This is a genomic window from Streptomyces sp. CO7 (genome assembly GCF_053474865.1).
On record NZ_JBRIOU010000002.1, the window covers coordinates 113543 to 124533 of the forward strand.

The following is a 10991-nucleotide window of genomic DNA, read 5'->3' on the forward strand; positions in this document are numbered from 1 at the left end:
GTCGTGGTGTGCGCGGTGTTCGTCATGCTTCGAACCTAGGGTGCGGAAAGACCTCCGGCGGGGTGCATTTCCGTGCCGGTTTTCCGGGTCAATTCCCCGCCCGGGCCGGTGGCCGCCGGGAGAGACCCGCGGGCCCAGGGCCGCGCCGTCGGCCGTCGGCCCTCCGCCGTCCGCCGTCCGCCGTCCGGCGGAACTTCTCGCGTGCCACGCCCGCTCCGCCCCGGCTTCCGGTGGGCCGCCGAGGCCACTGTGCAGGCACCTCGGGACCCGGGTCGGGACGGGAGACGTGCGGTTGTCGACGGCGGCCGGGCCCCGGCCGGTGCGGGCCGGTCTGATTCGGCGCGGGCCGCGCGGGGGAGTCCTGGCAGTGGCGTACGTACCCCTCCTCGCGGAAAGGCCGAGCGCGCGTGACGGTGAAGCACGAGGGCCGTGGCAGGAGCCGTGACCTGCAGGTCAACCCGGTGTTCAGCCGCGAGCCCCTGCGGGTGCCCCGGTACGAGTTGCCGGCCGGCGAGATGGAGCCGGCGACGGCCTACCAGGTGGTGCACGACGAGCTGATGCTCGACGGCAACGCCCGGCAGAACCTGGCGACGTTCGTCTCCACCTGGGCGGAGCCCGAGGCCCGGCGGCTGATGGACGAGTGCGCCGAGAAGAACATGATCGACAAGGACGAGTACCCGCAGACCGCGGAACTCGAGACCCGGTGCGTGCACATGCTCGCCCGGCTCTGGCACGCCGAGGACACCCGGCACGCGATGGGCTGCTCGACCACCGGGTCCAGCGAGGCCGCCATGCTGGGCGGGCTGGCCCTCAAACGGCGCTGGCAGCACCGCCGCCGGGCCGAGGGCAGGCCCACCGACCGGCCCAACCTGGTCATGGGCAGCAACGTCCAGATCTGCTGGGAGAAGTTCGCCGACTACTTCGAGGTCGAGCCCCGCTACGCGCCCATGGAGGGGGAGACCTTCCACCTCACGCCCGACCGGGCGGTCGACCTGTGCGACGAGAACACCATCGGCGTCGTCTCCGTGCTCGGGTCGACCTTCGACGGCAGCTACGAGCCCGTCGCGGACATCGCCGCGGCCCTGGACGACCTCCAGGCCCGCACCGGACTGGACGTTCCCGTCCACGTCGACGGCGCCTCCGGCGCGATGATCGCCCCCTTCCTCGACCCGGACCTGCGGTGGGACTTCCGGCTGCCGCGGGTCGCCTCGATCAACACCTCCGGCCACAAGTACGGCCTGGTCATGCCCGGGGTCGGCTGGGTCCTGTGGCGGGACAGGGACGCGTTGCCCGACGACCTGGTCTTCCACGTCAACTATCTCGGCGGCGACATGCCGACCTTCGCGCTGAACTTCTCCCGGCCCGGGGCCCAGGTCGTCGCCCAGTACTACAACTTCCTGCGGCTGGGCTTCGACGGATACCGGCGGGTCCAGCAGACCTGCCGCGACGTCGCCACCCGGCTGTCCGGGGAGATCGCGCGGCTGGGCCCCTTCGAGCTCATCACCGACGGCGGCGACATCCCCGTCTTCGCCTTCCGGGTCCGCGACGGGGAGGACCGCTTCAGCGTCTTCGACGTCTCCGCGGCACTGCGCGAACGGGGCTGGCAGGTGCCCGCCTACACCTTCCCCGAGAACCGCACCGACCTGGCCGCCCTGCGCATCGTGGTCCGCGTCGACTTCAGCCACGACCTGGCCGACCTGCTCCTGGAGGACCTGCGCCGTGCCCTGAGCCGGCTGGAGACGCAGGACGCGCCACGCCGGGGCGAGGACGCCGGAGGCTTCGCCCACGGCGCCGAGACCAGGAACCCCAGCCGCCCCGGCCGCCGGTGACGGCGGGCGGCGCCGAGACCCGCACCCCCCGCCCTGCCCGCCGCCGGTGACGGCGGACCACCGCTCCACCCCCACGGAGGAACGCCGTGTGCCGTCTCTTCGGTCTCAGCAGCGCCCCGCGCCGTACGCACGCCACCTTCTGGCTCCTCGACGCCCCCGACAGCCTCAGCGACCAGAGCCACCGCGACCCCGACGGCACCGGTCTCGGTCACTTCACCGCCGACGGCGCCCCCCGCGTCGACAAAGCCCCGGTCGCGGCCTACCAGGACCGGGCCTTCGCCCAGGAGGCCCGCCAGGTGGAGTCGGCGACCTTCGTCGCCCACCTGCGCTTCGCGTCCACCGGCGGCCTCGACACCCGCAACACCCACCCCTTCGCCCAGGAGGGGCGGCTCTTCGCGCACAACGGGGTCGTCGAGGGCCTGGACGCGCTCGACGACCACCTGGGCGAGGACCGCTCCCTGGTGCGGGGCGACACCGACTCCGAGCGGTTCTTCGCCCTGATCACCCGGGAGACCCGGCGGCACGACGGCGACGTCACCGCGGGGATCCGGCAGGCCGCCCGCTGGATCGCCGCGAACCTGCCGGTCTACGCCCTCAACCTGATCCTCGTCACGCCGCGGGAACTGTGGGCGCTGCGCTACCCGGACACCCACGACCTGTACGTCCTGCGACGCGGCGCCGGCGGCCTCCACGGCGGCCGGCACCTCGACCACAGCGGGAGCAACGGCCGGATGCGCGTCCACTCCGCGCACCTGGCCGACCACCCCGCCGTCGTCGTCGCCAGCGAGCGCATGGACGACAACCCCGACTGGCGCCTGCTGGATGCCGGCGAACTGCTGCACGTCGGACCCGGCCTCGGCGTCACCCGCCACGAGGCCCTGTCCGGACCTCCGGCCCACCTGCTCACCCTCGACGACCTGCGGCCCGACGCGGCGGCCTCCCAGAAGGCCGTCTGAGGGCCGGTCCGGCGAAGCCGGGAGCGGGCGGCGGTCTCGGCTAGGGTGCACTGCCATGCCGGAATCATGGGTCGATTCGGCGGCGCGTGTCGGCAGTGACCTGCACCTGGACCTGTCCGGTCCCGGCAGCCGCCGCGCCGTGCTCATCCGCGCCCTGCGGGAGGCGGTGCGCGAGGGACGCCTGGCGCCCGGCACCAGGCTGCCGCCCTACCGCTCGCTGGCCGCCGACCTCGGCCTGGCCCGCAACACCGTCGCCGACGCCTACGCCGAGCTCGTCGCCGAGGGCTGGCTGACCGCGCGCCAGGGCTCCGGCACCCGGGTGGCGGAACGCGCCGCCCCGCCGTCGCGGCCCCGCAGGCCGCACCCCGTCGCCCGGCAGCCCGTCGGACCGGCGCACCATCTCCGGCAGGGCGCGCCCGAGGCCGCCTCCTTCCCGCGCACCGCCTGGCTGGCGTCCGCCCGGCGGGCACTGGGCTCCGCGCCCGACGAGGTCTTCGGCCCCGGCGACCCGCGCGGCCGCGTCGAGTTGCGCCGCGCGCTCGCCGACTACCTGGCCCGCGCCCGCGGGGTGCGCGCCGACCCCGACCGGATCGTGGTGTGCTCCGGCGTCGCGCACGCGCTGCGGCTGCTGTTCGACGGCTCGCGCGGCGCGGCAGGCGGGGTGCTGCGCGGCCCGTTCGCCGTGGAGTCGTACGGGCTCGGACACCACCGCGGCATCCTGGAGAGCGCCGGCGCCCGGACCGTGCCGCTGGGGCTCGACGAACAAGGGGCCAGGGTCGAGGAGTTGGCCGGCCTGCGGCCACGGGTGCGGGGCGTCCTGCTCACGCCCGCGCACCAGTTCCCCACCGGCGGACCGCTGCACCCGGCCCGGCGCGCCGCGGTCGTCGACTGGGCCCGCGCCGGCGACGGGCTGGTCCTCGAGGACGACTACGACGGGGAGTTCCGCTACGACCGGGAGCCGGTCGGCGCCCTGCAGGGCCTGGACCCCGAACGGGTCGTCCACCTCGGCTCGGTCAGCAAGAGCCTGTCCCCGGCCGTACGGATCGGCTGGATGGTGCTGCCCGGGCACCTCGTCGACGGCGTGATCGCCGCCAAGGGCGAGCGGGAGGCGTGGGCGGGCGTCGTCGACCAGCTGACCCTCGCCGACTTCATCGCCTCCGGCCGGTACGACCGGCACGTCCGCCGGATGCGCCGGCGCTACCGGGACCGGCGCGACCAGCTCGTCGCCGCCCTCGCCGAGCGGGCCCCGCACGTCACGGCCACCGGCATCGCGGCCGGACTGCACGCGGTCCTTCGGCTGCCGCCCGGGACGGAGGCGTCCGTGGTCAAGGCCGCCACCTGGCAGGGGATCGCGCTGGACGGCCTCGCCGCCTTCCGGCACCCCGGGGCCACCACCCCGGCCGGGGACGGACTCGTCGTCGGTTACGCCGCCCCGGCCGAACACGCCTACCGGGCGGCCCTCGACGCCCTGCTCCGGGCCCTGCCGCCGGTCGACGCCGTCTAGGCCGCGCCCGTCAGAGCCCGAACAGGGCGGCCGCGTTGTCGTGGCACACCGCGCGCAGCCATTCGGAGCCGCAGCCCAGGCGTTCCAGGGCCTGGAGCTGGTGCAGGTACGGGTAGGGGATGTTGGGGAAGTCGCTCCCCAGCAGGATGCGGTCGCCGAGGTCGGCCAGCCGCGGCAGGGCCCGGCGGGGGAAGGGCATGAAGCCCTCGGTGAAGTCGGTGAACGCCATCGTGGTGTCCAGCCGCACCTGGTCGTGGCGTTCGGCGAGGTCGAGGAACTCCTCGTACTCGGGCATGCCCATGTGCGCGACGACCAGGCGCAGCCTCGGGTGACGCGCCAGCACCCGGGCGACGGGCTCGGGGCCGGTGTGCTTGCCCGGAGCGGGACCCGAGCCGCAGTGCGTCACCACCGGCACGCCCGCCTCGGCCAGCAGACCCCACGCGGGGCGGAGCAACTCGTCGGCCGGGTCGTACGCCCCCACCTGGATGTGGGCCTTGAAGACCCGGGCGCCCGCCTCCAGCGCCTCACGGACGTACGCCTCGACGTCGGGCTCGGGATAGAGCGTGGCAGTGTGCAGGCAGTCCGGGGTGCGGCGGGCGAAGTCGGCCGCCCAGCCGTTCAGCCAGCGGGCCATCCCCGGCTTGTGCGGGTAGATCATGGAGGTGAAGGCCCGCACGCCGAACTCCCGCAGCAGTGAAGCGCGTTCGGCCTCCTCCGTGCGGTAGGTGATCGGCCATCCCAGACCGCCGATCAGCGGGCCGGCGGCGTCGAAGTACTCCCACACCTTGCGCAGGACGCTCTCCGGCATGAAGTGGGTGTGCACGTCGATCAGTCCGGGCAGACCGAGCCCGGTCCAGAAGCGGCGCACCTCGCCGGCTTCGTCGCCGGCCGCCGTACGGGGAAGACTCACCGGGGACCACCTCTCCTGGGGGCCGGCGGCTGCCGCCGGCCGGGGTGTCGGGGCGCGCCACGCGGCGGGCGGGACGGACGCCGCGACGCGCGCCCCTCCCGCCGCCGTGGCCGGGGCAGGTCACCCGAAGCCGCGGGCGTCCTGCTTGAGGGCGGTGTCCACCGTGAGGGCGGTGGCGACGACCAGGCTGCGCAGGGGCTCCGGCAGCTGCTGGTGGATCTGCAGGACGTAGTTGTCCGCGGTGGTGAAGAGGGTCTTGGCCAGGCCCTCCCAGGTCTTGGTGATGCGGGCGACCTCGGTGCCGGCGTGATCCACGACGGCGAAGTTCCAGGCGCGCCAGTTCTCCGCGCGGATCTCGCCGAGCTGGGCGCCGTTCGCGGTGATAGCGAAGTTGATCTTGCCGATCGCGTTCTGCTGGACGATCTCGCCGACCGGCGTGCCGTCCGGGCGGGTCACCACGACCCGGGACTTGATGAACTTCGCGGGGCGGGTGAGCAGCAGCAGCGGCCGGCCGTAGGCGTCGCGGATCTCCAGCCGGTGCGTCAGGTACTGGTCGAGGCTGCTCACGAAGCGCAGGACCTTGCGCAGGGTGCTCTGGCCGACCTGGACGACCGAGGCGATGTGGGCGCCCTGCTGGTCCATCACCTTGTACTCGTTGACCAGCTCGACCAGCTTGGCCTTCTGGTTCACGACCAGGACCGGCTCGGTGAAGATCGAGCCGGTGCCGGTCACGGGCGCCTGGACGCCGGCCTGCTGCTGGACCTGCCGGGCCACCCGGGGGTCGGGCATCTGGGGGGCCGCCTGCGGTGCGCCCTGCGCGGGCGCCGTCTGCTCGGTCCAGCCGGCGCCGTCCCAGTAGCGCAGGAGCTGCGGAGCTCCCTGGGGATCGGGGTACCAGCCGGCGGGGTGTGCGGGATGTGTGGTCACCTGCGGATGCTACGTGTGTTCGACGGGAATGCGCCACGAGTGCGGAGGCGGCCGCCCCGGTCGACCCGCACGCCGTACGGCTCCACCTCGAACCCCAGCGACGGGACCATGCCCTCCAGGGCGAACCCGGTGGAAGCAGACCGACTCGAAGGGGAAGGGGATCCGCCCGACCGGCGAGGCGACGTCAAACCAGCTCGCCCCTGCGGCGCTCCCGCATGCCCGGGAGGAAGGCCTCCAGCAGGACGGCGGCGCCGATCACCTTGATCTCGAAGGCGCCCAGGGCCGCGTCGAGGTCGGCCTCCTCGAACGGCCCGAAGAGCGGGACGCCGACGCTGGACACGACAGTGTCGACATGTCTCCATCGCGCCAGGGTGTCGTTGCGGAAGGTCGGACGGTGGGGCGGTCCGGCGGCCCGTGCCGTCGGCGAGTCCGCCGATCACCCCGTGCCGGGCCGTCCGGTACCTCCTGGGGGTCGGGCGGAGGCGGTGACGCCGGCGACCGCGTCCTCGGTGCGCCAGAGCCGCTGCTGCTCGTCCACCTCGCGGGCGAGGGCCTCCTCGAGCCCGTCGAGCAGGTCGGCACGCATCATGGCCCGCATGGACCGGACCGCCCAGGGGGCGGTGGCCGCGATCTCGTGGGCGAGGTCGAGGGCGGCGGCGCGCTCGTCGCCGGGTTCCGCGAGGCGGTCGGCGAGGCCGGCGTCCAGAGCCTCGGCGCCGACCAGCGGGCGGCCGGTGTAGAGCAGCAGTTCCGCGCGGGTGCGGCCGACGATCCTCGGCAGGGTCAGGCTCAGCCCGAAGCCGCAGGGGAAGCCCCGGCGGGCGAAGTCGGCCTCGAACCGGGACGAGGGCCCGGCGATCCGGAAGTCCGCGGCACAGGCGAGACCGAGGCCACCGCCGACGGCCGCGCCCTGGACCGCGGCGACGACCGGGACGTCGAGCCGGATGATCCGCGCCGCCTGTTCGTGGACGGCGGCGGCCGAGGCGCGCGGGTCGAGGGCGCCGGTGGGGTCCGTGAGCCGGGCGCCGGCACAGAAGTGGCGTCCCTCCGCACACAGCACGAGGGCTCTCGCGCCGTCGGCGGCCGCGCGCTCGCCGGCGTCGGCGATCGCGGTGAGCAGGTCGCGGTCGAAGAAGCCGGTCGGCGGGGTGTGCGTCTCGACGACCGCGACGTGACCGTCGCGGGTGAGGGTCACCCGGCCCTTGTCGGCGGTGCTCATACCGGCGGCGCTCCTTCGAGGGCTCCCGGCGCCGGCTGCTCAGGCATGGACGCCCTCCAGGTAGCGGGTGGTCTCCAGGGCGGCGGCGCAGCCCGCGCCCGCCGCGGTGACGGCCTGCCGGTACCGGGCGTCGGCGACGTCGCCCGCCACGAAGACCCCGGGCAGTTCGGTGGCCCCGCCCGGGCCCGTGGTGTGCAGGTGGCCGGTCGGCGTCAACGTCAGGAACCCGTCGGCCAGCCGGGTGCGCGGGGTGTGCCCGACCGCCACGAACAGGCCCTGCACCGTGAGGTCGGTGACCTCGCCGGTGGCGGTGTCCTCCACGCCCAGCCCGGCCAGCTTCCCGTCGCGGCCGCGCAGCAGTTGCCGCACGACGCGGCCGGCGCCGATCTCGACGTTGCCCAGCGACCGGACCCGTTCCAGCAGGACCGGGGTCGCCCGGAACCGATCGCCCCGGTGGAGCAGCCGCACCCGCCGCGCGTGCCCGGCCAGGGCCAGCACCCACTCCATCGCGGTGTCGCCGCCGCCCACCACCGCGACGTCACGGCCCTTGCACAGCGGCGCCTCGCAGACCGCGCAGTAGGCGACGCCGCGTCCGCCGCCCAGCTCCGCCTCGCCGGGCAGGCCCAGCCGGCGCGGCGCGGACCCGGTGGCCAGCACGACGGCGCGGGTGCGCACGGTCCCCTCGTCGGTGACGATCTCGTGGACCGCGTCCCGGGCGGACGGATCGCCGGCCGCGTACCGGATCTCGTCCGCGTCCAGGGTGACCACGGTGGCCCCGGCCCGCTCCGCCTGCTCGCGCATCCGGGCCATCAGCTCGGGGCCGTCGATGCCCTCGGGGAAGCCGGGGAAGTTCTCCACCGGGCCCGCGTCCATGAGCCGGCCGCCGGGCGTCGGGCCGGCCAGCACCAGGGGTGCGGCGCCCGCCCGCGCCAGGTAGAGGGCGGCCGTCCAGCCGGCCGGCCCGGCCCCGACGACGACCGCGTCCACGATGCCGGAGGGCAGGGCGGTCCCGCCGGTGATGTCGGCCCACATGCTCACCGGGCGCTCACATCGCTTCCAGGCCGTCGGCCCAGCGGGCCGTCTCGTTGAGTGGCGCGACCGTGAAGCCGTCACCCGCCGAGCGCGGCAGCCGGACGGTCTGGCTCCAGGTCGCGCCGAAGGTCGGCATCCACGCGGAGTGCTTGCCGGCGCCGCCGGCGACGAGGACGCGGATGTCCTCCGGCGCGCGGGCGATCGCCACCCGGTGTCCCCACTCCTCGAGCAGCAGCCGGTAGCCGCCCCACAGGCTCGCCTCCTGGAGCTTCTCCGCGCCGACCCGGGTGGCGTCGACACGGGCGTGCTCGAACAGGTACTGCTGCACGTCGGCCCGTGACAGACCCGCGTCGGCGAGAAGCCGCGCGTGCTCGGGGCCCAGCGCGAGGAACTGGTCGCCGCCGCGGTAGACGGTGTTGGCACCGGGCGTCGCCATGGTCGCCGCGATCGTCCGCAGCAGGTTCCCGGCGGTGGACGACCGGTGGTCGTTGATGTTGTGCGGGCCCTCCACGGCCGCCACCGTCACCAGACCGTCCGCCGGGTCCCAGCCGTCGGGCCACTCCAGCTGCGCGCCGAAGGGCGGCCAGGGGCTGTCGGCCTGGTTCTCGGCGAAGCAGAACGACCACTTGGCCGGGGCGCCGTGGGTCGCCCGGTCCACGTCACCGGCCACCTGGTCGTCCGCGGGGCGGGCGCCGCCGATGTTCATCGCGACCAGGCGCACGGCCCGGCCGATCGTGCCGTTGGCGCGGAACCCGGAGCCCATGCAGCCCGCCCCGCCCGCGACGGCGAGCTCGCCCGCGACCGGACCCTGGACGACGACCATCAGCGCGCACGGGTGGGTGGTCGTCTGCGCGCCGTACAGGTTGAACTCCGGCTGCTGCAGGGCGACGACCGCGGCCTCCAGCACCGGCATGTACGCGGGCAGGCAGCCGGCCATCACCGCGTGCGCCGCGAGTTCGCGCAGGGTCAGCTCCGCGCCGCGCGGGGCGAGAGGGCCGAGGGAGGCGTCGGGGTGCCGGGTCGCCGCGGCGAGGAAGCGCTCCACCCGCTCGGTGGTCGGCACGACCACGGGCAGGCCGTCCGTCCACTCCCACCGGTGCAACTGCTCGGCGGCGGTCTCCTCGTCGTGCGCGTCCGCCAGGGTGACGAGGTCCGGCCCTTCGGGGGCGGTCATGAGGGGTACCGCTCGATCTCGGTGGTCAGGGCGAGGACGACGTCGTCGACGGCGAGCGCGGTGACCCGCTCGAAGGCCTCCTGCTGCGGGATCCCGCCGACCGGGTGGGCGACGACGGCCAGCCCGAGCGCGTCGGCGCCCCGGACGGCCAGCACCTGCCGGGACAGGCCCTCGAACAGGGTGGACGTCATGCCGCACACCGGCAGGCCGCGGCCGGCCAGGGCGGCCATGTCCGCCGCCGCCCAGGAGGCCCCGGAGCCGCAGTCGAGCATCGCCACCACCGCGGCGTCGCTTTCCTGCGTGACGCGGTCGAGGAGCTCGTCGGCCGCGGGGGCCGAGGACGCCCTCTTGGCGTAGAGGCGCGGCGTGATGCCGTGGAGCCGGACCAGTGCGGCGGCGACGCCCTCGAGCACCTTGTCGGCGTTCATCCTGCCGTTGCTCAGGAAGCCCACGGTCTGACCGTGGAGGGCGGGCACGGTGGCGCGGGGGACCGAATCCGGCGCCGCCTCGTGGCTGGTCGGACTGACGATCGTGACGCCCATCGGGTCCCCTCCCGTGAAGCCGCAGGGTGTGACGCGGATCGTATGCAGCCCGGAAGTTACGATCAAGAGATCTTACGAATCAGGGAATATTGATGGTTGTACGTTCCGGTTCCGCACGCGTCCCGCCCCGCCACGCCGTCGGCGCTGAGCCGAACTGCGCGGTCCCCACCCGCGGTGGGACGACTTCACCGCGCCGCGCGACGAGCTCGATCCGGCGGGCCTGTTCGGGAGTCCGGCCGTCGATCGTGTGCCTGGCGGCGTATAAGTAGGATCAGGACATGGTGGACATGCCCCAGCAGGATTCCGGTGCTACCGACCGCGAGATCGAGGCGCTGATGCGCCTCGTCCACGTGATCGAGGCCGAGCACCGCGCCCGTCCGACGTCCTCGCTGGATCTGCGCGCCCGGATGCTCATCCAGGAACTCGGCCTCAACGGCGAGTCGCCGATCCTCTCGGTGCGCCGCAGCCTGCGCCTGTCCCCGTCGACGCTGACCAGCCTCGCGGACCGGCTCGAGCGCGACGGCTACCTCGAACGCCGTCGCCACCCCACCGACCGCCGGACCGTCGTCCTCGCGCTGACCGCCGTCGGCCGACGGGCGTTCGCGGCGGAGCGGGAGTTCTACCGCCACCTCATCGACGACTCCCTGCGGTCGCTCGACGCGGCCGCCCGCGCCCACGTCCTCACGGCCCTGGCGAGCATCGCGCCGGGGGCGGAGGAGGCGCCTGCCTGAGGTCCGGCGGCGAGCCGGGCGAAGGGGGGCAGCGGCATGCGGGTGATCATGTAGCGGGAACTCCGCGACGGCTTTGCGGAGTTGGCGGAGGACGTGCGGTAGGGCGCTGCCGGACCCGGTGCCGCGCGGGGCGCGAGGGCTCCGCGCGGGGCGCGCGGGGCGCGCGG

Annotated in this window: 11 protein-coding genes; 4 read left to right on the plus strand and 7 right to left on the minus strand. The window is 74.7% G+C overall.

Annotated features, from left to right (window positions below):
• Positions 1-407: 407 nt before the first annotated feature.
• The 3 genes from ACOV8S_RS02400 to pdxR all read left to right on the plus strand — a co-directional run bounded on the left by ACOV8S_RS02400 (position 408) and on the right by pdxR (position 4289).
• Entirely contained in the window at positions 408-1829 is a 1422-nt protein-coding gene (locus ACOV8S_RS02400; RefSeq protein WP_448315829.1) for a glutamate decarboxylase, read from the plus strand.
• A gap of 86 nt (positions 1830-1915) precedes the next feature.
• Positions 1916-2785 carry a class II glutamine amidotransferase gene (locus ACOV8S_RS02405; protein WP_448315831.1) on the plus strand — a complete coding sequence of 290 codons (870 nt, stop codon included), beginning with the start codon at positions 1916-1918 and terminating at the stop codon, positions 2783-2785.
• 55 nt (positions 2786-2840) lie between these two features.
• Complete coding sequence (pdxR, locus tag ACOV8S_RS02410) at positions 2841-4289, plus strand: MocR-like pyridoxine biosynthesis transcription factor PdxR (RefSeq protein WP_448315833.1); 1449 nt, start codon at positions 2841-2843, stop codon at positions 4287-4289.
• 10 nt (positions 4290-4299) lie between these two features.
• Here pdxR and ACOV8S_RS02415 read toward each other — a convergent pair whose 3' ends face one another.
• The 7 genes from ACOV8S_RS02415 to ACOV8S_RS02445 form a co-directional block, all read right to left on the minus strand.
• Positions 4300-5199 (minus strand): amidohydrolase family protein, encoded by a 900-nt coding sequence (locus ACOV8S_RS02415; protein ID WP_448315835.1) that lies wholly within the window; start codon positions 5197-5199, stop codon positions 4300-4302.
• Positions 5200-5319: 120 nt separating this feature from the next.
• The gene (locus ACOV8S_RS02420) at positions 5320-6126 is read right to left on the minus strand and encodes a phospholipid scramblase-related protein (RefSeq protein WP_448315837.1); all 807 of its coding nucleotides are present in this window, start codon (positions 6124-6126) and stop codon (positions 5320-5322) included.
• A gap of 184 nt (positions 6127-6310) precedes the next feature.
• Positions 6311-6466 carry a hypothetical protein gene (locus ACOV8S_RS02425; protein WP_448315839.1) on the minus strand — a complete coding sequence of 52 codons (156 nt, stop codon included), beginning with the start codon at positions 6464-6466 and terminating at the stop codon, positions 6311-6313.
• Between the two features lie 96 nt (positions 6467-6562).
• On the minus strand, positions 6563-7345 hold the full coding sequence (locus ACOV8S_RS02430; protein ID WP_448315841.1) for an enoyl-CoA hydratase/isomerase family protein: 783 nt from the start codon (positions 7343-7345) through the stop codon (positions 6563-6565).
• 39 nt (positions 7346-7384) lie between these two features.
• A complete protein-coding gene (locus tag ACOV8S_RS02435; RefSeq protein WP_448317325.1) occupies positions 7385-8377 on the minus strand; it encodes an NAD(P)/FAD-dependent oxidoreductase in 993 nt (330 codons plus the stop codon).
• A gap of 13 nt (positions 8378-8390) precedes the next feature.
• Positions 8391-9551: a hypothetical protein gene (locus ACOV8S_RS02440; protein WP_448315843.1), complete on the minus strand. Its 1161-nt coding sequence runs from the start codon at positions 9549-9551 to the stop codon at positions 8391-8393.
• Complete coding sequence (locus ACOV8S_RS02445) at positions 9548-10093, minus strand: UGSC family (seleno)protein (RefSeq protein WP_448315845.1); 546 nt, start codon at positions 10091-10093, stop codon at positions 9548-9550. Before ACOV8S_RS02445 ends, ACOV8S_RS02440 begins: the two co-directional genes overlap by 4 nt.
• Before the next feature lie 278 nt (positions 10094-10371).
• Here ACOV8S_RS02445 and ACOV8S_RS02450 point away from each other — a divergent pair, with 278 nt between their 5' ends.
• Positions 10372-10824, plus strand: a complete 453-nt coding sequence (locus ACOV8S_RS02450; RefSeq protein ID WP_448315847.1) for a MarR family winged helix-turn-helix transcriptional regulator — start codon at positions 10372-10374, stop codon at positions 10822-10824.
• Positions 10825-10991 lie beyond the last annotated feature (167 nt).

Coding starts and splice junctions, on each gene's coding strand:
- pdxR (WP_448315833.1), top strand. CDS start 2,841: ATGCCGGAATCATGGGTCGATTCGGCGGCGCGTGTCGGCAGTGACCTG.
- ACOV8S_RS02430 (WP_448315841.1), bottom strand. CDS start 7,345: ATGAGCACCGCCGACAAGGGCCGGGTGACCCTCACCCGCGACGGTCAC.
- ACOV8S_RS02435 (WP_448317325.1), bottom strand. CDS start 8,377: ATGTGGGCCGACATCACCGGCGGGACCGCCCTGCCCTCCGGCATCGTG.
- ACOV8S_RS02440 (WP_448315843.1), bottom strand. CDS start 9,551: ATGACCGCCCCCGAAGGGCCGGACCTCGTCACCCTGGCGGACGCGCAC.
- ACOV8S_RS02445 (WP_448315845.1), bottom strand. CDS start 10,093: ATGGGCGTCACGATCGTCAGTCCGACCAGCCACGAGGCGGCGCCGGAT.
- ACOV8S_RS02450 (WP_448315847.1), top strand. CDS start 10,372: ATGGTGGACATGCCCCAGCAGGATTCCGGTGCTACCGACCGCGAGATC.